The organism is Kitasatospora sp. NPDC048545 (assembly GCF_040651155.1).
In the GTDB taxonomy this organism is placed as follows: Bacteria; Actinomycetota; Actinomycetes; order Streptomycetales; family Streptomycetaceae; genus Kitasatospora.
In genome coordinates this window covers 63,374-81,928 of sequence record NZ_JBEZIQ010000043.1, presented here as the reverse complement: position 1 = coordinate 81,928, position 18,555 = coordinate 63,374, and the positions used below count along the sequence as shown (strand labels likewise).

16 protein-coding genes are annotated in these 18,555 nt (G+C 73.8%); 7 read left to right on the top strand and 9 right to left on the bottom strand.

Annotated features, from left to right (window positions below; all coding sequences use genetic code 11):
* Positions 1 to 44 precede the first annotated feature (44 nt).
* On the bottom strand, positions 45 to 2,315 hold the full coding sequence (locus AB0D10_RS32625; RefSeq protein WP_360262570.1) for a glycosyl hydrolase family 18 protein: 2,271 nt from the start codon (positions 2,313 to 2,315) through the stop codon (positions 45 to 47).
* A 320-nt stretch (positions 2,316 to 2,635) separates the two neighbouring features.
* On the bottom strand, positions 2,636 to 3,622 hold the full coding sequence (locus AB0D10_RS32620) for a helix-turn-helix domain-containing protein (RefSeq protein WP_360262569.1): 987 nt from the start codon (positions 3,620 to 3,622) through the stop codon (positions 2,636 to 2,638).
* 104 nt (positions 3,623 to 3,726) lie between these two features.
* Here AB0D10_RS32620 and AB0D10_RS32615 point away from each other — a divergent pair, with 104 nt between their 5' ends.
* Positions 3,727 to 5,145, top strand: a complete 1,419-nt coding sequence (locus AB0D10_RS32615; RefSeq protein ID WP_360262568.1) for an MFS transporter — start codon at positions 3,727 to 3,729, stop codon at positions 5,143 to 5,145.
* 70 nt (positions 5,146 to 5,215) lie between these two features.
* Here the strand turns inward: AB0D10_RS32615 and AB0D10_RS32610 are convergent, their stop codons facing one another.
* Positions 5,216 to 5,620 (bottom strand): RidA family protein, encoded by a 405-nt coding sequence (locus AB0D10_RS32610; RefSeq protein WP_360262567.1) that lies wholly within the window; start codon positions 5,618 to 5,620, stop codon positions 5,216 to 5,218.
* A 64-nt stretch (positions 5,621 to 5,684) separates the two neighbouring features.
* Positions 5,685 to 6,551, bottom strand: a complete 867-nt coding sequence (locus tag AB0D10_RS32605) for an ATP-grasp domain-containing protein (RefSeq protein WP_360262566.1) — start codon at positions 6,549 to 6,551, stop codon at positions 5,685 to 5,687.
* 413 nt (positions 6,552 to 6,964) lie between these two features.
* Here AB0D10_RS32605 and AB0D10_RS32600 point away from each other — a divergent pair, with 413 nt between their 5' ends.
* On the top strand, positions 6,965 to 7,738 hold the full coding sequence (locus AB0D10_RS32600; protein WP_360262565.1) for an enoyl-CoA hydratase family protein: 774 nt from the start codon (positions 6,965 to 6,967) through the stop codon (positions 7,736 to 7,738).
* 103 nt (positions 7,739 to 7,841) lie between these two features.
* Here AB0D10_RS32600 and AB0D10_RS32595 read toward each other — a convergent pair whose 3' ends face one another.
* Complete coding sequence (locus AB0D10_RS32595; protein ID WP_360262564.1) at positions 7,842 to 8,606, bottom strand: maleylpyruvate isomerase family mycothiol-dependent enzyme; 765 nt, start codon at positions 8,604 to 8,606, stop codon at positions 7,842 to 7,844.
* Positions 8,607 to 8,786: 180 nt separating this feature from the next.
* Between AB0D10_RS32595 and AB0D10_RS32590 the strand changes: the two genes are divergently transcribed.
* Both AB0D10_RS32590 and AB0D10_RS32585 read left to right on the top strand, forming a co-directional pair.
* A complete protein-coding gene (locus AB0D10_RS32590; protein WP_360262563.1) occupies positions 8,787 to 9,542 on the top strand; it encodes a DapH/DapD/GlmU-related protein in 756 nt (251 codons plus the stop codon).
* 120 nt (positions 9,543 to 9,662) lie between these two features.
* Positions 9,663 to 10,025 carry a peptidoglycan-binding domain-containing protein gene (locus tag AB0D10_RS32585; protein WP_360262562.1) on the top strand — a complete coding sequence of 121 codons (363 nt, stop codon included), beginning with the start codon at positions 9,663 to 9,665 and terminating at the stop codon, positions 10,023 to 10,025.
* 226 nt (positions 10,026 to 10,251) lie between these two features.
* Here AB0D10_RS32585 and AB0D10_RS32580 read toward each other — a convergent pair whose 3' ends face one another.
* Positions 10,252 to 11,721: a helix-turn-helix domain-containing protein gene (locus tag AB0D10_RS32580; protein WP_360262561.1), complete on the bottom strand. Its 1,470-nt coding sequence runs from the start codon at positions 11,719 to 11,721 to the stop codon at positions 10,252 to 10,254.
* Positions 11,722 to 11,835: 114 nt separating this feature from the next.
* Between AB0D10_RS32580 and AB0D10_RS32575 the strand changes: the two genes are divergently transcribed.
* Complete coding sequence (locus tag AB0D10_RS32575) at positions 11,836 to 12,804, top strand: alpha/beta fold hydrolase (protein WP_360262560.1); 969 nt, start codon at positions 11,836 to 11,838, stop codon at positions 12,802 to 12,804.
* A gap of 153 nt (positions 12,805 to 12,957) precedes the next feature.
* Here the strand turns inward: AB0D10_RS32575 and AB0D10_RS32570 are convergent, their stop codons facing one another.
* Together AB0D10_RS32570 and AB0D10_RS32565 are read right to left on the bottom strand one after the other, a co-directional pair.
* Positions 12,958 to 13,539 carry a HutD family protein gene (locus AB0D10_RS32570; protein ID WP_360262559.1) on the bottom strand — a complete coding sequence of 194 codons (582 nt, stop codon included), beginning with the start codon at positions 13,537 to 13,539 and terminating at the stop codon, positions 12,958 to 12,960.
* Positions 13,540 to 13,743: 204 nt separating this feature from the next.
* Positions 13,744 to 15,051 (bottom strand): MFS transporter, encoded by a 1,308-nt coding sequence (locus AB0D10_RS32565; protein WP_360262558.1) that lies wholly within the window; start codon positions 15,049 to 15,051, stop codon positions 13,744 to 13,746.
* Between the two features lie 143 nt (positions 15,052 to 15,194).
* Between AB0D10_RS32565 and AB0D10_RS32560 the strand changes: the two genes are divergently transcribed.
* Positions 15,195 to 16,427, top strand: coding sequence for an ROK family protein (locus AB0D10_RS32560; RefSeq protein ID WP_360262583.1), 1,233 nt, complete (start codon positions 15,195 to 15,197; stop codon positions 16,425 to 16,427).
* Between the two features lie 217 nt (positions 16,428 to 16,644).
* Entirely contained in the window at positions 16,645 to 17,799 is a 1,155-nt protein-coding gene (locus tag AB0D10_RS32555) for a PLP-dependent cysteine synthase family protein (RefSeq protein ID WP_360262557.1), read from the top strand.
* A gap of 403 nt (positions 17,800 to 18,202) precedes the next feature.
* On the opposite strand, the gene AB0D10_RS32550 is transcribed toward AB0D10_RS32555, so the two are convergent.
* Complete coding sequence (locus AB0D10_RS32550; RefSeq protein WP_360262556.1) at positions 18,203 to 18,517, bottom strand: DUF6191 domain-containing protein; 315 nt, start codon at positions 18,515 to 18,517, stop codon at positions 18,203 to 18,205.
* Positions 18,518 to 18,555: the final 38 nt, after the last annotated feature.

The following is an 18,555-nucleotide window of genomic DNA, read 5'->3' as shown; positions in this document are numbered from 1 at the left end:
TCGAGGACCGGGGGCCGGGGGGTCGGGCCGGGTGGCGGTGAGCGCTACCTGAGCCCGGTGTCGAGCGCGGTCATGAGCGCGCCCGACGGGGTGTCGCCGGACATCTCCCAGATCATGCCGCCGAGCAGGTTCTTCGACTTGAGGTAGGCCGTCTTCTGGGCGATCGACCAGGCGTCGTCGAACGTCCACCACTGGCCGCCGGCTCCCGTGTAGCCGTACGTGGCAACGGACTTGGGGTCGTGGTAGACGGTGAGGCCGGCCAGGCCGGTGATCAGGTTGTTGTACCCGCGGGTGCCGGCCTCCTCGGCGAACTGGCCCGGTGCGGCGCCGCTCGCGGACTGCCAGACGCCCTTGGCGCCGCCGTCCGCCACGCCCTGCCAGCCGCGCCCGTAGAACGGGAAGCCGATGGTCAGCTTGCGCGGGTTGACCCCGGCGCCGAGGTAGGCCTGGACGGCCGCGTCCACGCTGAAGTGGAAGCCGTACGGGTCGTTCGGGTCCGCGTACAGGTTGGAGGCCTGGCCGGTGCGGTCGGGTTCCCACGAGTTGTCGCTGCCGGAGCCGTGGAAGTCGTAGCCCTGGACGTTGGCGATGTCCAGCGAGGTGAAGATCCTGCCCAGGTCCCAGCCGGTGGCGACCTTCGCCGGGTCGGCCGGGGTGAAGGCGGTGAGCAGCTTGTGCGAGCCGCCCGACGCGTCGAGCTGCTTGCGGAACTCGGCCAGCAGCAGGGTCAGGTTGTCCTTGTCGTCGGCACTCCAGTGGTTGCCGGCGTGGCCGTCGCCGGAGCCCGGCCACTCCCAGTCGAGGTCGACGCCGTCGAAGATCCCGGCCGCCACGCCGTCGCCGCCGGCGCCGTTGTAGACCGGCAGGTTGCCCTTGATCCAGGTGTCCACGCAGGACTTGACGAACTTCTGACGGGAGGCGTCGGTGGCGGCGACGTCGGAGAAGTACTTGGAGTACGTCCAGCCGCCGAGCGAGACGACCACCTTCAGGTTCGGGTACTTGGCCTTGAGCTTCTTCAACTGGTTGAGGTTGCCGCGGAGTTTGCCCCAGCCGTCGTCGGCCACGCCGTCCACCGACTGGTCGGCGCTCATCGGGCGGGCGTAGTCGGCGTCGGCGTCGCCCGCCCCGGTGCCCTGGTCCGGGTCCTGCGGGTTGGCGGTGGTGCCCTTGGTGGCGCCCGCGAGGCAGGTCAGGTTGACCGGATCGACGTTCTCGAAGGCGTAGTTGACGACGTCGAGCTTGGCGGCGCTGCCCGAGGTGTCGAGGTTCTTGACGAAGTACTGGCGGCCGTAGATGCCCCACTGGACGAAGTAGCCGACCCGGGCGTACTTCCCGGCGCCGACGAGGTCCGAGGTGGTCACGGAGAGCGGGGCGGAGGCGGGCGAGGCGTTGTCGGCGGCGTCGCGGGCCTTCACGGTGAAGGTGTAGGCGGTGGACGGCGACAGGTTGCCGACGGACGCGGTCAACGTCCCGCCGGTGACCGTCGCCACCAGCGCGCCACCCTGGTAGACGTCGTACGCGGCGACCCGGACGTTGTCGGTCGCGGCGTTCCAGGCGAGCGTCACGTCCGTCGAGCCGACGGCCGTGGTCCGCAGGGCGGTCGGAGCGGTGGGCGGTACCCGGTCGGTGGACGGGTCGAAGGTGGCGGCGGTGACGGGTGCGCTGAGCGGGCCGGTGTTGCCGCGGCTGTCCCTGGCCCTGACCGTCAGGGTGTAGGAGGTGGCCGGGGTGAGGCCGGTGACCAGGGCGCCGGCGGTCGGGCTGGATACGAGGACGGTGCTGCCGTTCAGCACGTCGTACGAGGCGACCGGGAAGTCTCCGCCGGTGGCGGTCGGCCAGCTCAGGGCGAGCGTGTGCGCGGTGGACTCGGTGACCGTCGGGGTGCCCGGGGCGGACGGCGGGACGTCCGGGGTGCCGTTGCACTTGTCGCCGTTGATGCGGCAGTTGAGCGGCGTGGTGACCGGGCCGGTGCCGACGAACCAGAAGCTGTACGGCTCGGTGGTGCCGTGGGCCTTGACGGTGGAGTTGTAGAACGCGGCGACCACGCTGACGTGCCGGCCGGTGAGGATGGCGGTGCCGTTGTAGGTGCTGCCCAGGGTGACGCCGGCCGGGAGGTCGAAATCGAGGGTCCAGCCGGACACGGCGGTCGCGTTGTCGTTGTGGACGATGTAGGTGCCCCGCCACCAGGAGCCGTTGTCGGCGGTGGTGAACGTGGCGGTGAGCTTCCCGGCGGCGTTCGCCGGGGCGGCCAGCGCGGTGAGCGCGGCGAGGGGGAGGAGCAGGACGCTGAGCAGTGCGAGCAGTCTGCTGCGCATGCGCGGGCGTCCGGCCCGGGACCGAACGGACATGGTTCTCCCTGTGGCTGTGGGGGTTGGAACAGGGGGCGTAGAACCGGGGTACGTGGAGCCGGGGTACGTGGAGCCGGGGTACGTGGAGCCGGGGTGCGCGGGGCCGGGGTGCGCGGGGCCGGGGTGTGTGGAGCCGGGGTTGATCCGCGTGCGATCGGTGCCCGCGCCGTGGGGAGGCGGGGGCATGGGCACTGTAGGAGGACTGGACCAATGCGTCAACAGGTCTGTACCACTTGGGAGTTGGCGGCCGGGCGGACGTCATCCCGCCGCGGGCCGGCCCTCGCCTGTCACCTGTTCGCCCCCGTCAGCTCGTCCCCGAGCGGGCTGCGCCGGTACAGCACCGACCGGCCGTGCCGGGCCCGGGTGACCAGGCCGGTGGCGGCGAGGACGGACAGGTGCTGGCTGACCGCGCCCGGAGTGACCCCGAGGCGGTAGGCGAGGTCCGTGGTGGAGGCCGGTTCGGCCAGCAGGGCCAGCAGCCGGGCCTTCGGTGCCCCGACCAGCGACTCCACGGCCCGCGACGGCACCGGCGCTACCCGGCCGGCCATGCCCGCCTGCCCGCGCGCCGGGTAACTGATCTGCGGCGCCCGGTCGTTGCTGATCATCGTGATCGCGCCGCGGACGAAGAAGGTCGGGCAGAGCACGAGCCCGCGTCCGTCCACGGGCGTCTCCACGTCCCCGTCCGTCCAGTGCCGGTTGATCGACAGGACGCCGTCCTCCCAGCGGAGCCGGTGGTCCAGATCGGCGAAGAGGGCCACCGCGCCGTGCCGGGCGAGCAGCCGGGCGCGGTAGACCAGGTCGGCCTCCAGCGCCGCGCGGGCCTGCGGCCACCACGCGGGGGCGAGACACACCTCCCAGTACTCCTCCAGCGCGTCCGCGATCCGTGCCAACAGCCGCTCCGGGTCGGCGAGTCCGGCGTCGAGCGAGGCGGGCAGCGGTTGGCCGTGCGGGAGGAAGGCCTGTTCCAGTTCGGCGCGCAACCGCTCCGGCGGCAGGGCGCGGACGGTGGCGAGTTCGGAGCGGAACTCGGGGGAGGGCGAGGCCGGGCGAGGCGTCAGGAAGTCCGGGACCCAGCGGTTCCCGGCGACCAGCGAGAGCAGCAGTCGGGAGTCCAACCGCTCGAAGGTGGGCCTGAGTTGCTCGAAGGCCCGGCTCTGGAGGTGGTAGACGCCCGGGTGGGTCCACATCCGCAGGCTGAGCACGGCCTCGTGGATCGGGGAGGCGGCGAACCAGGTGGTGGCGAGGTCGGCCAGGCGGAGCGTGAACCGGTGCACGGGTGTCCTTCTGCTGGGATCCGGGCGGGCGGGCGGCCCGGCTGAGGATTCAGCCAGAGCCTAAAGGAGTACTGCTCGGGGCCGGGGCGCGGTGGGATCCCTGTATGACCACCTCGACGGCGGAGTCCTCCGCGCCTTCCCCTTCCCTGCCCGAAGACCCGGTCGGGTCCGTGGCACCCCGCAGCGCCGGAGTCGCCGCCGCCGTGCGACGGCGACTGCACCCGGACCCGACGGTCCGTCGGCTGGCCGGGATCACCCTGGTCAACACGATGGGCAACGGTCTCTCCCTGGCCGTCTCGGTGCTGTTCTTCACCCGGGTGCTCGGTCTGAGCGCCGCCCAGCTGGGCCTCGGGATGACCGCCGCCGGTCTGTGCGGGGTCCTCGCGAGCGTGCCGGCCGGCCGCGCCGCCGACCGTTGGGGCGCCCGGCGGGTGCTGGTGGTACTGGTGTCGGTGGAAGCCGTCGGCACCGCCGGGTACGCGCTGGTGCACAGCTATCCGGCCTTCGTCGCACTGGCCTGCGTGGTCTCCGCCGTCGACCGGGGCTCCGCCGCCGTGCGGAACGCGCTCTACGCCGAGGTGCTGCCCGCCGACCGCCGGGTGGCCGGCCGGGCCCACCTGCGGGTGGTGACCAACCTCGGGATCTGCCTGGGCACGGCCCTCGGAGCGGTCGCGCTCCAGGTGGACACCCGGCCGGTCTACCTGGCGGCGATCCTGGCCGACGCGGCCTCCTTCGTGGCCGTCGCCGTGCTGTTCCACCGGCTCGCCGTGCCGCGGCGGGCGGTGGTGGTCCAGTCGTCGGCCGGAGCGGCCGGAGCGGCCGGAGCGGCCGGGGCGGCCGGGGCGGCGGCGGACACCGGTGCCCCGAACCCGTCGGACCCCTCGCACGAGGGCGCCGAGCAGGGGCGTCGGCGCAACCCGGCGCTGCGGGACGGCCCGTTCCTGGCCGTGACCGTGCTGAACGCGGTGCTCTGCCTGCAGTTCGCCGTCCTGGAGGTCGGCGTGCCGCTCTGGATCGTCCAGGAGACCGACGCGCCGAGGATCACCGTCGCAGGCACCCTGATCGTCAACACCCTGCTGGTCATCGCCCTGCAGGTGCGGGCCACCCGGGGCACCGAGGAGCGGACGGCCGCCGCCCGGGCCTGCGGACGCGCCGGGGTGCTGCTGGCCGCCTCCTGCCTGGTCCTTGCGCTGGCGCACGGTCTGCCCGCGATCGGCGCGGCGGTGGTGGTGCTGGGCGGGGTCACGCTGCAGTCGCTCGGTGAGGTGGTCGGCCAGGCGGGCGGCTGGGCACTGAGCTACGACCTCGCGGGCGAGCGCGACCACGGCGCCTACCAGGGCGTGTTCAACGCGGGGACCGCGGCGGCGATGATGGCCGGGCCGGCGCTGGTCAGCACCCTGGTGATCGGGTACGGCGCGGTCGGCTGGGCGGTCCTGGGCGTGGTGCTGGCGGCGGCCGGACTGGCGATGCGTCCCGTCGTCCGGTGGGCCGGACGACGGGACGCGGGCCTCCGGGCGGGGTGAACCCCGTCGGTCTGCGCCGGCTCCTGCCGGGTCCAGCCGGCTTCCGTCGGCTTCCGTCGGCTTCCGTCGGTTACTCGGGGAGGACCGCCATCGCCTCGATCTCGATCAGCACGTCGGGCTTGAACAGGGCCACCACCTGCATCGCGGAGGCGGCCGGCAGGGGCAGGGAGCCCAGATACTCGTCACGGGCCTCGCGGATGTCCGCGAGGTAGGCGATGTCGGTCATGAAGAAGGTGAACTTCACGACGTGCTCGAACCCGGCCCCGGCGGCGGCCAGGCAGCGGCGCAGGTTCTCGAAAACCTGCCGCGCCTGCGCCTTCGGGTCGCCCACGCCGACCAGGTTCCTCTGCTCGTCGAAGGCGACCTGGCCGGACACCTGGACCAGCCGGCCGGTGCCGGTGACGACCTGGGTGTAGCCGGTGCCGGGCGCGACCCCGGGCGGCTCGGTGATGTGGGTGAGGTGAGTGGTGGTCATGGCGCGGATAGTGCGCCATGATCCGTCCGCCCCGCAAGCCCCGGCTCCGTACGGCCGACCGGCCTCAGCGCACCACCTCGGGCAGCTCGCGCAGGAACGGGCGGTCGGTGGTGAGGAGTCGGGCGGCCGGCCCGCCCGACCGCAGGACCACGTCGAGGACCGCGGCCGGGTCGGCGGCGTAACCACCGCTGGCCCATGCCGCGTTGGCCTCGACGACGGCCCAACGTCCCTTCTCCGTACGGCCGACGTCCACCACGGAGGCGCTCGGCAACGGAGCGCCGGCCGCGGCCGCGGCCAGTACGTCGCGGGTGAACGCGAGCACCTCGGCGGCCTCCCCGGCGGGCACCCCGCCGGCCTCGCCGCCGGGCACCCCGGCGCCCTGTCCGGCGGCAACGCACGCGGTCTCCAGCGGTGCGACGGACAACTCGCCGTCCACCGCGTACCGCGAACCGGCCCGCACCTCACCGTCCAGCACGAACAGGCGGTACTCCACGCCGAACCGCACCACCTCGCTCACCAGCACCGGCGTGTCACCGTCGAGCACGTCCGGCCCCGGCAGTGCGCCGCCGTCGGGGTAGACCCGGGCGGCGAACAGCTTGTCCGCCGGCGGCTTGACGAAGGCCGGCCGGCCCAGTCGGCGCGCCTCGGCCAGGGTGGTGGAAACGACCCGGCGCCCGGTCAGGGCCGGCGGCAAGCGGGTCAGCCAGTCGGCGGACGGCTCCAGCAGACCGAGTCCGAGGTCCCGTCCGACGGCGTCGCCGAACAGCGGACCGCCGTACACGTGCACCCGCTCGCCGAGCAGTTCGCGCGGGGCCTGCCAGGACGTCGCGACGCATGCGCGCAGGCCCCGGCGCCCTGCGGCGGTGCGCAGCTGGAGGCCCGTCTCGTTGATGCGCGGCGCGAGGAGCAGGACGGGAGTGTCGGCGGTCATGGCGACGATGCTGCCGTGGGCGCGGTGGCCGTGACCACCGGATTTCGGCCGGGGCCCGCGGTTCGTCGGCCTCGGCCGGGCGGGACGCCCCCCGGCGTGCGCGGGAGGCAGGGGCCGGTGGGTGATGGCTCCGCCGCCGGTACAGGACAGCCGGTGCGGGGCAGCCGGTGCGGGGCAGGTTGCCCGCGGCGCGCGGCAGGTCGGCTCCGGCATGCGGGAGGTCGGACGCTCCTGAACGGCGGGTCGGCCGCCCGTACCCGGCAGGTCGGCTCCGGCACGTGGCAGGTTGGCTCTGGCCGAGGGGCGGGTGGGCGTGCCAGAGTCGTCCGGGCGCCGTCCGGCACCCCGGACCGCGCCCGCAGTCCCGTAGTCCGCAGTCCGACCCACCCTCAGCCGGAAGGCAGGCCCCGCCGATGACCAGCGCAGAGCCCCTCGTCCGCGTCAGCACCGCCGACGCCGTCACCACGCTCACCCTCGACTCGCCGCACAACCGCAACGCGCTCTCCACCCGCCTGATGGCCGAGCTGCACGCCGGGCTGGCGTCGGCCGCGGCCGACGCGGACGTCCGCGCCGTGATCCTCGGGCACACCGGCAAGGTGTTCTGTGCGGGCGCCGACCTCTCCGAGGCGACCGGCGCGGACCCGACGGTCGGCCCGCGCGGCCTGGTCGAGCTGCAGCGGGCGATCGTGGACTGCGCGAAGCCGGTGATCGCGGTCATCGACGGGCACGTGCGGGCGGGCGGGCTCGGCCTGGTCGGTGCGGCCGACCTCGCCGTCGCCGGACCGGCCTCGACCTTCGCCTTCACCGAGGTCCGGCTCGGCCTCGCGCCCGCCGTCATCTCGCTGCCGCTGCGCCCCAAGCTGGATCCGCGCGCCGCCTCCCGCTACTACCTCACCGGCGAGGTCTTCGACGCCGCCGAGGCCGCCCGGATCGGCCTGATCACCAGCGCCGGCGGGTCCGCCGAGGACACCGGCGTGATCCTGAAGGGCCTGCTGGACGCGCTGCGCCAGGGCTCCCCGCAGGGGCTGGCGGAGTCGAAGCGGCTGGCGAACGCCGAGGTGGTGCGCTCCTTCGAGCGGGACGCCGACGAGCTGGTGGAGCTGTCGGCGCGGCTGTTCGGCTCGGAGGAGGCGCAGGAGGGCATGCGGGCGTTCCTGGAGAAGCGGCCCGCGCGCTGGGTGCGCTGACCGTTCGCGGTGGTGACCGCGGGTGCGCCGGCCATTGGCGTCGTGCCGGCCGGCGCGTCCGGGGGCGGGACGTGGGAGGCGTCAGACCTCGGCCCTGTCCGGCCTAGCCGATCACTGCGGTGTCCCGCCAGAGGTTGAGCAGGCCCCGGTCACCGGTCCGCTCGACCTCCCCGGCCCGCTCGGCGGGCAGCCGGTTCCACAACAGCCGGTAGAGCTCGCGGGCCGGGCCGGCGAGGGTCAGGTCGGCCGGTTCGGCGCTCGCGTCGGTGGTGACGGTCAGGGGTTCCCGGGTGATCGTCACGTGCCAGGAGCCGGGCCCGTCGGTCGCGCGGACCAGGAGGGTTCGCCGGTGGTCGCTGCGCAGCGCGCTCCGGCTGCCGGTCATGAAGCCGCGAAGCAGTTCGTCGATGCCGTCGAGGGCGAGCGTGGTGTCCACGGGCGGCCCGGGCACACCGGCTGCCGCGTCCGCGTCCTGCCGGTGGATGGCGGTTTCGTGCGCCTGCCGCCGGGCCCAGAACGCGAGCGGGCTGGGCGTGGGCAGGAAGCTCCAGCACGCGAGGTCGGCCGGAGCGGTGGTGAGCGTGTCCACCAGCGTGGCGTGGCCCTCGCGGTACCAGTCGAGCAGTGCGGCGTCCGAGGGCACCGGCCCGACGGCCGCCTCCGCAGTCGCCTCGTCCGGCGGCGCCGACAGGCCCCGGGCGGTGATGGCGGTGGCCCAGCGGTGCACGGAGCCGACGTGTCGGAGTAGGTCCCGCACCTGCCACTCCGGGCAGGTGGGGACGGGGGTGGACAGGTCGGTACGGGAGGCGGCCTCGGCGAGCCGGGTGCCCTCGTGTCGCAGCGCGTCGATGTGCGCGGTGATCTCCATGGAGCGGAGTCTTCCATTGCGGAGCCGGGCGGTCCGCGATTTTCGGACAGTCATTCGAATGGCGGGGTTGGGGAGCCCCCGCGGCGGGTGGGGCGGGTGGGGCGGGTGGGCCGGGAGGGGGCGGTGTGATGTTGGCCGCCCGGCGGCTGGGCCTCCGCTACGGGCCGGTAACGTGAGCGCATGCCGATAACCCGCTCCCTCGTCTCCGCCGTCCGGGCAGGTGGCCGCCGTGCCGCCGGGCGCCTCGTCCACCAGGGTTGGCGCTGGGTGCAGAGGGCGGGCGCGGTCACCAACCGGAGCCCCGGCCCGTACCGGTTCGGCGAGCTGGGGGACGGTACGACACTCGCGTTCCCGCTCGGCGCGGTGTTCAACGAGCAGTGGATCACCATCGGGCCGTTCTCGATCATCGGCGAGCGCGTCACCATCAGTGCCGGGTTCCTGCCCGGCCTCGACCTCGGGCCGGAGCCGATCGTGCGGATCGGCGGCGGCTGCGTGATTGGCCGGGACAGCCACATCGTCGGCCACCAGTCGATCGTGCTCGGCGACGACGTCTGGACCGGGCCCGGTGTCTACATCTCCGACCAGGCGCACGAGTACCGCGCCACCGACCTGCCGATCGGCAAGCAGTGGCCGCGCAACGAGCCGGTGGAGATCGGTGCGGGCAGCTGGATCGGGACCGGTGCGGTGATCCTGCCCGGCGCCCGGCTCGGCCGGAACGTGGTGGTCGCGGCGGGCGCGGTGGTGCGCGGCGAGGTGCCCGACCACAGCGTGGTCGCCGGGGCACCGGCCAAGGTGGTCCGCCGCTGGACCGAGGAGGAGGGCTGGCAGCCGCCGCTGCGCCACGACGCGCCCCAGCCGGTACCGGAGGGCGTGACGGCGGAGCAGTTGCGTGCGCTGGTCGGGTGGGATCTGCGGCTGCCTGGCGAGCAGGGCTGACCATGGTTTTGTCGATCCTTTAGGCGAATTCTCCACTGTTCTGACGATCCGTCGGTTAGCGTGCCTTTCATTCGATTTTGATCGACCTATGGACGATCAACCTATGAACGGGGGAATCTCATGCGCAACCGTCTCGTCGGCGGCCTCGTCACCGCCGGAATCGTGTTGGCAGCCGGGATCGCGACTGCACCCGCCGCCTCGGCGCAGGCCTCGCAGTACTGCGGGTACACGGCCGCCCAGCCCACGCTGCGGTACGGCAACACCGGTGACGCGGTGAAGCAGCTCCAGTGCGAGCTCAACCACGTCACGTACTCCTCCGGCAGCGCCCGGCTGGACGAGGACGGGATCTGGGGCAAGGGGACCGACGCGGCCGTCTGGCGCTTCCAGCGGTGCACCGGCCTCGGGCAGGACGGTGTCGTCGGCCCGCAGACCTGGGACAAGCTGAACGGCTGGGTGCTGACCCACGGCTGGATCGACTGCTGAGGTCCGGATCCCGCGGAGGCGCCCGGCCGGACGACTGACCGCGCCTGCCGTCGGCACCCGTGCTGCTGCCGTCTCGTGGACGGCGGCGGTGCGGGTGCCTCCGGTTCCGCCCGGCGTGGTGTGCCGGGGTGCCGGGGTGCCGGGGTTCCCGGGACTGCCGGCGTGATGTTCCCGGGGGATGGGGTGGGGGCGGGGTCGAACGGCCGTGCGCGGAAGGGGGCCCGAACTACCCTGCGATGGTGCCCTGTTCGGCGGCCCGCGCCGCGATGGCGGCGGTGATCCGCAGAACGTCGGCGGGCCGGGCCGGATCCAGGCCGGTCAGCGCGGCGATCCGGCGCAGCCGGTAGTCGACGGTGTTCGGGTGCAGGTGGAGCGCGCTCGCGGTGTGCCGGCGGCTGAGGCCGCCCGCCAGGTGGGTGCGCAGGGTGGTGAGCAACTCCCCGGAGTCGGCGAGGGGTTCGAGCAGGGCGGCGAGCCCCGCGCGGGCCCGGCTGGGGCGGCTGAGCTGGTACTCCAGCAGGACGTCGTCCAGCCGGTGCAGCCCGGGTGGGTGTCCGAACGCCCGGGCGACGTCCAGGACTTCGTAGGCGAGGGCGGCTGCCTCCGGTACCTCGGCGGGTACGGCGGCGGCCGCACCGGCCAGGATCGGCGCACCGGCGGCCCGGGAGGCGGCAGCGAGGGTGGCGGAGAGCCGGGTCCAGGGGATCCCGGCGCCGCCGTCAGGAGGTTCCGGCGGGACCGGGCCCGTGGGCACGGCCGACGCCGACAGGCGCGACGGCCTCGGGGGCGCGGACCTTCCCGTGAGTACGGAGGGCCCGGACGGCTTGCACGGTTTGGACGGCTTGGACGGCTTCCACGGTCTCGGGGACTCAGGCCCGTTCGGGGCCCCCGGCGCCTCGTCGAGCGGGACGAGCACCAGGCCGCCGGAGGACGTGAGCGCCGTGAGGGCCGACTGCCGGGTTCGTTGATCGAGTTCGGCGCCGAGCCGGCGGAGCTTGCGGTGGGCGGCGACGCCCGGGTCGACGCCGGGGGAGTGCTCGTCGGGGTGGTCGGCGACGGACAGGCAGAGCACGGCGTAGCGGGCGGGCAGCCGGAGCCCGGCGCGTGCGGCGGCCCCGTCGGCGGGGGTGCCCGCGAGCAGTGCGGTGAGCAGGGACTGCCTGGCCGTGGACCGTCGGTCGGCGGTCGGGCGACGTCCGTCCAGGTAGCCGGCTCCGGCCGCGGTCGCGGCCCGCCGGAGCTGGTCGAGCAACAGCCGGTTGAGGACCAGTAGTTCGGCGGAGTCGCCGTCCCGGGCGTGCCGGGTGACGAACTCCCAGCAGACCTCCAGCCCGAGGTGGTGGGCGAGCAGGACGGCGTCCAGCGGCAGGCCCTCCTCGGCGCGCCGGGCGGCGGCCTCCCGGACGGCGGCGAACTCCTCGGCGGGGGCGGGGAGTCCGGTGCGGACGGTGTGGGCGAGGGCGCGGATCCGGCGCTCGGTGTCCCGGGTGAGTTCGCCGGCGAGCTGTTCGCGCGGCAGCCGGCGGTAGACCGGCACACGGTCCAGCAGTGCGGCGACCACGGCCTGGGCCAACTCGGGTACCGCGCAGAGGAGCCGCTGGTCGGCCGGGAGACCGCCGATCACCGGGACGCGCCAACCCGGTGCCGGTGCGGGGGTGTCCGGGGGCGTGCAGTGGGGTGCGTTGTGACCGGTCACAGAGAACACCGTCCAGGTCTGGGGGACACCCAAGGGCCGGGCCGGAGGGGCGACCGCATGATGGAGCCACTCGGGTTACCTGTTGGTAACAAACTTCCGCTGTGGAGGCAACAGTTGAGAACCCCACTTCTCCGCTTCTCCGCAAATCCCCTGCGACGCACGCTCGGCGGTACGTTGGGCGCGGCCCTGCTGGCGGGTGCGCTGCTGGTCGGCGCGACGGCGGTGCCGGCTGCCGCTACGGACGCCGTCGCCGCTGCCGGTACGGCCCGCGTGACCGCCGCCGAACTGCCGCCCGACGGCGACACGGTGGCCTCGCCGCCCGGCGCCAACGACTGGACCTGCCGGCCGACCGCCGCCCACCCCGACCCGGTCGTCCTGGTCCACGGCACCTTCGCCAACCGCTACGAGAACTGGCTGGCGCTCTCCCCGCTGCTGAAGAGCCTCGGGTACTGCGTTTTCGCCCTGGACTACGGGACCATCCCCGGCATCACCTCCACCGGAAGCGGACTGCTGCTCCCGATCGGCGGGCTCGGCGCGGTGCCCGACTCGGCCGCCCAACTCGCCGGCTTCGTGGACCTGGTGCGCAACGCGACCGGCGCGCCCAAGGTCGACATCGTCGGGCACTCGCAGGGCGGCATGCTGCCGAACTACTACCTGAAGTTCCTCGGCGGCGCGTCCAAGGTCGGCAAGCTGGTCGGGCTGGCGCCATCCAACCACGGCACGACGCTCGACGGGATCGTCAACCTCGCACCGTACTTCCCCGGCGTGGCGGACCTGATCTACACCGTCTGCCAGGCCTGCCGGGACCAGGCGGTCGGCTCCGACTTCAACAAGGCGATGGCCTCCCGGCCGGACACCGTGCCGGGTGTGAGCTACACGGTGATCTCGACCGTGTACGACGAGGTCGTCACCCCGTGGCGGACCCAGTTCCTCAACGGTCCGGGCGTCGACGACGTGGTGCTGCAGGACCACTGCCCGATCTCACTCGTTGAGCACGTCGGGATCGCGTTCTCGCCGACGGCGCTGCACCTGGTGACCAACGCCCTGGACCCGGCGCACGCCACACCGGTGCTCTGCGGCTGACGGCGGCAGCGGTGCTCCCCGCCCCCTTGAACCGGGGGCGGGGAGCACCGCCGTTGCGTGCTGTGCGCTGGTCGGTGCGTGCTCGTCGGTGGGGGTGTGCCGGGTGGCGCTTGGCTGGTCGGTGCGTCGGCGTGGCGGGCCGGGGTGCGTGCGTCAGTGGGCGGTACAGAAGGTGATGACGGCGGTGACGCCGTCCGGGCGCAGCTCGTACGTGCCCGCCGCGTCGAGCAGTGCCGCGTCGTAGCGGGCGAGTTCGACGGCCTCGGCACCGCCGACGACGGCCGAGCCCGCGAGGCACACGAGGAGGGCGGTGCTCCCGGCCCGGACCTCGACGACGGCGGGTGCGGTGGCGAGGTCCACGGTGGCCTCGACCCTGCCGCGCCGTGTCATCACGTTGAAGTCCACCACGGGGCCGGCCAGCAGGCGGCAGTCGGTGGTGGCGTCGCCGGAGAACGGGAACGGCCGGTACGGCGCGTCGACCAGCTGCTCGACACCGTCGACGGTGAGTGCCATGCCGGCGCCCTCGACCAGGGTGATCACCCGGTCGATGCCGGGGAAGGGGGAGAACGGACCGGCCGAGGCCACGTCGGCCAGGCTGACCCGCCAGTCGAACCGGTCCAGGCCGGCTTCGGCCGGGAATCCGGCGACCTCCCTGGTCACCCCGCCCCCGTTGAGCCACGCCGTCGCCGGCCGCTCGCTCGCCCGCAGTACCTGGAAGCGTTCGCTGGTCGTCATGGCCCCGCATCCTGCCACTGTCGGGTCGGATCCGTCAGCCGGGGAGGGGGCGAGGGGGTTGAGGCGGCAATGGGCAGAGGGGCAAGGGGTCAGGGAACGGGCGTCAGCAAACAGATGACAGCTGACAGATTTCAACATCTGTCAGCTGCAATCTGTCATCCGCTACCCGATGTCTGTCACCCGTCACCCGTCACCTGTCGCCCGTCACCTGAACCGCCGCCCGACCGACAACGGCAGCAGCGCCGCCGCCGTCGCGGCGACCGCGACCGTGGTGAGGGCCAGCGGCAGTCCGGCCGCGTCGGCGAGGAAGCCGATCACCACCGGGCCGATCAGCATCCCGCCGTAGCCGAGGGACGAGGCGAGCGCGACGCCCTGCGGTCCGCCCGCCTCGCCGGCCCGGGCGATGGCGAGCGGAAAGAGGTTGGCCAGGCCGAGGCCGACCAGAACGAACCCGCTGATCGCCAGCGGCGCCACCGGGGCGAGGGCGGCGACCAGCATGCCGGCCGCGGCCACCAGCCCGCCGAGCAGCATCAACCGGGTCTGCCCGAGCCGGATGGACAGCCAGGTGCCCCCGACCCGCCCGCTCGCCATCGCGAACGCGTACGCGCCGTAGCCGGTCGCCGCCACCGAGGCGCTCGCGTGGACGTCGTCCGTGAGGTGCAGGGTGGTCCAGTCGGCGATCGCGCCCTCGCCGTACGCGGTGCACAGCGCGGTGACGCCGAGCAGCAGCACCAGTAGACGGGCCGGCGAACGGCCCGCTCGCGAGCCGCTGGTCCGCGTGCTGCCGGTCCGTGCGCCGCCCGCGGGCCCGCCTTGCCCGTTCGTCGTGCCGGCGTTCGCCGCACTGCTGTCCGCGGCCCCGCTGTCCGTCGACCCGCCGTTCGCCGCACTGCCGTCCGCCGGCCCGCCGTGGTGCGCCCGTCCCGTCCGGTCGGGCGCGATCAGGGGCGCCGCCGGGCTGCGCAGCAGCACGACGCCCGCGCCGACGGTGACGGCCAGGCCGAGCAGTCCGCTGAGCGCGAGTGCCCACGCGGTGCTGAGTGGTCCTGCGAGCAGTCCACTGACGCCCGTACCGACGAGCCCGCCGAAGCTGTACCCGGCGTGGAAGCTGGGCATGACCGGCCGTCGCAGTTGTGCGACGAGGTCGACGGCGGCGCTGTTCATCGCGACGTTGGCCCCGCCGTACCCGGCGCCGAACAGCAGCAGCGCGGCGCCGAGCGTGGCCACCGAGTGGGTGTGCGCGGGCAGCAGGACGGCGAGGCTGAGCAGGGCGAGCGAGCCGACGGTGACGGGGCGCGAGCCGTACCGCAGGCAGAGCCGTCCGACCGCCGGCATGGTGAGGACGGCCCCGATCGACAGGCAGAGCAGGGCGAGTCCGAGGGCGCTGTGCGACGCACTGACCTGGCTGCGGACGTCCGGGATGCGGACGACCCAGGCGGCGAAGAGGAAGCCGTCGACGGCGAAGAACGCGGTGAGCGCGATGCGTGCGGGGCCCCAGGGGCTGTCGGTCACCGGGGGTGTGCTGCGAGACTGGGTGGAGGGGCGGCTCGGTGCGGGATGGGCGCGGATTTTGTTTCGAAGCGGCACAAAGTAACAATAGAGGCGTGCAGCTCTCACCATCAAGCCCGCGGCCCGGCACCGGGAACGCCCCCGACGTGCAGCGCGACGGCCAGCGCCGCGCGGCCCCCGACCGGGGTCGGACGCTGCTCGGCCCCGCCCTCTCGCTGATCCACACCGGCCAGACGCCGACCCGCTCGGCGCTCACCCGTGCGCTGGACGTCACCCGGGCCACCGCCGGTGCGGTCACCGCCGAGCTGGAGGCGCTCGGGCTGATCACCGTCGACTCGCGCCCGGCCGGTGGCGGCCGCGGCCGCCCCTCGCACCGGCTCGCGATCGACCCGCAGGGCCCGGTCGTGGTCGCCGGGCAGATCCATGCCGACGGGCTGAGCGTCACCCTGGCCTGTCTCGGTGGGCTGCTCGACCCGCCGGTCCACCTGCCGCTGCCCGCCGCCACCGACCCGGTCCGGATGCTGCGCGCCGTCGCCGAGGCGGGCGCCGAGCTCGCCCGCGCCACCGACCGCCGCTGCCTGGCCGCCGCGCTCGCGCTGCCCAACCCCGTCACCGAACCGGACGGCACCGCACTCGCCGCGCTGCACTTCGCCTGGCCCAGCGGCACCCCGGTCGCCGACCTGTACGACGTCGAGGTCGGCCGCGCCGACCACGGCCCGAACGCGCTGCGCCCGCTGCCCACCGCGCTCGCCAACGACGCCAACCTCGCCGCGCTCGCCGAGTACCGGCACGGCGCCGGCCGCGGCGCCCGCCACCTGCTCTTCGTCACCTCCGGCCACCGCGGCGTCGGCGGGGCGCTGGTGATCGACGGCCACCTGCACACGGGCAGCGCCGGCCTCGCCCTGGAGGTCGGCCACCTCACCGTCGACCCGCAGGGCCGTCCCTGCATGTGCGGCAACCGCGGCTGCCTCAACTCGGAGACCGACCCCGACGCGCTGTTCGCCGCCGCCGGGCTCACCCCCGAGGCGGGGCGTCCGCTGCTCGACCAGGCGCGCGAGCTGTGCCGGGCGGCCGCTACCGACGACCGGGCGCGCGCGGCGGTCGAGCACGTCATCGACCGGCTCGGGCTCGGGCTGGCGGGCGTCGCCAACATCCTCAACCCCGACCGGGTGGTCCTCAGCGGCCTGCACCTCGACCTGCTGGAGGCCGCGCCCGAGCGGCTGCGCATGGTGGTCGCGGAGCGCAGTCTGTGGGGGCGAAGCGGGCGGGTGCCGATCGTGGGCGCGGAGCTGGCGCACGGTGCGCTCGCGGGCGCGGCCGAACTGGGCTGGGGGCCGTACCTGCTGGATCCGCAGTCGGTGCCCGTCCAGGTCGGCTAGGGCGCGCGGCGCGGCGTGGTCCGTGGCGGGGCGGGGCCGTGGCGGCCGGGCCGTGGTTCCGGGCTGTGGTTCCAGGGTGGGGTTGTGGCCCTTGGGCCCCGGCCCGGCCCATGCCGAAGACGATAAGCGGAAGCTGGGCCTTCGAAAACGGTTACTTATCGTGACAGTCATACACTCGTAGTGAGCAGTGGGGGGCCACCACGAGGGAGAAGTCATCATGAGCACCCAGTCCGACGCCGAGCGCGGCATCGAGCGCGAGACGCGGTCCGGTATCGAGCCGACCATCGACGTCGACCGCTCCGACCAGGACTACCGGGTCTGGCTCAAGGAGGCGGTGCGCAAGGTCCAGGCCGACGCCAACCGCTCCGCCGACACCCACCTGCTGCGCTTCCCGCTGCCGGCCGAGTGGGGGATCGACCTCTACCTCAAGGACGAGTCAACCCACCCGACCGGCTCCCTCAAGCACCGACTGGCCCGCTCGCTCTTCCTCTACGGGCTCTGCAACGGCTGGATCCGCCCCGGAAAGCCGGTGATCGAGGCCTCCAGCGGCTCCACCGCCGTCTCCGAGGCCTACTTCGCCCAGCTCATCGGCGTGCCGTTCATCGCGGTCATGGCCAAGAGCACCAGCCAGGCCAAGATCGACCTGATCCAGTTCCACGGCGGCGAGTGCCACCTGGTCGAGCGCTCCGACGAGGTGTACGAGGCGTCCGCCCGGCTCGCCGAGGAGACCGGCGGGCACTACATGGACCAGTTCACCTACGCCGAGCGGGCCACCGACTGGCGCGGCAACAACAACATCGCCGAATCGGTCTTCGCCCAGCTGCGCCTGGAGCCGCACCCCGAGCCGGCCTGGATCGTCGCCACGGCCGGTACCGGCGGCACCTCGGCGACCATCGCCCGCTACGTGCACTACATGCAGTACGACACCCGGATCTGCGTGGCGGACCCGGAGAACTCCTGCTTCTTCGAGGGCTGGGTGCGCCACGACCCGGACGCCGTCTGCGGGAGCGGTTCGCGGATCGAGGGCATCGGGCGGCCCCGGATGGAGCCGAGCTTCGTTCCGGGGGCGGTCGACCGGATGATGAAGGTCCCGGACGCGGCGTCGATCGCCGCCGTGCGGGTGCTGGAGCAGGTCCTGGGCAAGAAGGCCGGCGCCTCCACCGGGACGGGCCTGTGGAGCGCGATGCGGATCGTCGCCGAGATGCGTGCTGCCGGACGGACCGGCAGCGTGGTCGGCCTGATCTGCGACCCGGGGGACCGCTACCTGGACAAGTACTACTCGGACGACTGGCTGGCCGGTGAGCGGATCGACATCGCGCCCTACCGGGCCGCGCTGGAGTCCTTCCTCGCCGGCGGCTCCTGGGTGGGCTGACGCATCGGTCGCCGGCGTCTCGACCGGTCGACCGGTCGAGCGGTCGCACAGGCCTACGGGCGGCACGGTGACGGCGTCGTCGGCCGCGGCGATCTTTGGCACGACCGGGTGGCTGTGTCGGCCTGGCCGGTGCCGACGCGGCTGATGCCGACGGTCGACGCGCACGGTCGGCGTGTCGGCCATCGGGGCGCGGCCGGTGGTGGCGGTGGCTCGGGAGTACTTGGCCTTCGGGCTCGCCAACCCTGCGCTCTGCGACGTGATGGTCACCCTCGTCAGGGACCGCGAACGGATAGCGGATGGCGGCGAACAGCTGACAGCTGACAGATTTCAGACTCTGTCATCTGTCATCTGTCATCTGTTGGCTGTCGCATGTTCGCCGTCGGCGGCCCGGCGCCCGACGCTGTCACCCGGCGCCCGACTGTCGCCGGACCACCGCCCGGCCGCCCGCGAGGTCGATCCCGGTGCGCTTCGGCGCGCCGCCGTGCTCGTCGTCCCGCAGCACCAGCTCGACCCGTCGCTGCTCCAGCTGTACCCGCTTGCTCGGGTAGAGCAGCGCGTGCAGCTCCTCCGTCGCGGTCGCCCCCGCACCGCGGCCACCGGCCGGAGCCGATGTCGGGCGGGCGCGAAGCCGCCGTGCGACTGCGCCCAGGAAGAACAGCACCACCAGCCCGGCCGGCAGCAGCAACCCGCCCGCCGCGCCCGTCAGAAGCATGCCCATGTCCGCCTCAACGGCCCGGTACGGCAGGCGAGTTCCCG

Excerpts from the sequence above, each read along its gene's own strand:
- AB0D10_RS32625 (WP_360262570.1), bottom strand. The coding sequence starts at position 2,315 with ATGCGCAGCAGACTGCTCGCACTGCTCAGCGTCCTGCTCCTCCCCCTC.
- AB0D10_RS32615 (WP_360262568.1), top strand. The coding sequence starts at position 3,727 with ATGACCACCTCGACGGCGGAGTCCTCCGCGCCTTCCCCTTCCCTGCCC.
- AB0D10_RS32610 (WP_360262567.1), bottom strand. The coding sequence starts at position 5,620 with ATGACCACCACTCACCTCACCCACATCACCGAGCCGCCCGGGGTCGCG.
- AB0D10_RS32605 (WP_360262566.1), bottom strand. The coding sequence starts at position 6,551 with ATGACCGCCGACACTCCCGTCCTGCTCCTCGCGCCGCGCATCAACGAG.
- AB0D10_RS32600 (WP_360262565.1), top strand. The coding sequence starts at position 6,965 with ATGACCAGCGCAGAGCCCCTCGTCCGCGTCAGCACCGCCGACGCCGTC.
- AB0D10_RS32595 (WP_360262564.1), bottom strand. The coding sequence starts at position 8,606 with ATGGAGATCACCGCGCACATCGACGCGCTGCGACACGAGGGCACCCGG.
- AB0D10_RS32590 (WP_360262563.1), top strand. The coding sequence starts at position 8,787 with ATGCCGATAACCCGCTCCCTCGTCTCCGCCGTCCGGGCAGGTGGCCGC.
- AB0D10_RS32585 (WP_360262562.1), top strand. The coding sequence starts at position 9,663 with ATGCGCAACCGTCTCGTCGGCGGCCTCGTCACCGCCGGAATCGTGTTG.
- AB0D10_RS32570 (WP_360262559.1), bottom strand. The coding sequence starts at position 13,539 with ATGACGACCAGCGAACGCTTCCAGGTACTGCGGGCGAGCGAGCGGCCG.
- AB0D10_RS32555 (WP_360262557.1), top strand. The coding sequence starts at position 16,645 with ATGAGCACCCAGTCCGACGCCGAGCGCGGCATCGAGCGCGAGACGCGG.
- AB0D10_RS32550 (WP_360262556.1), bottom strand. The coding sequence starts at position 18,517 with ATGGGCATGCTTCTGACGGGCGCGGCGGGCGGGTTGCTGCTGCCGGCC.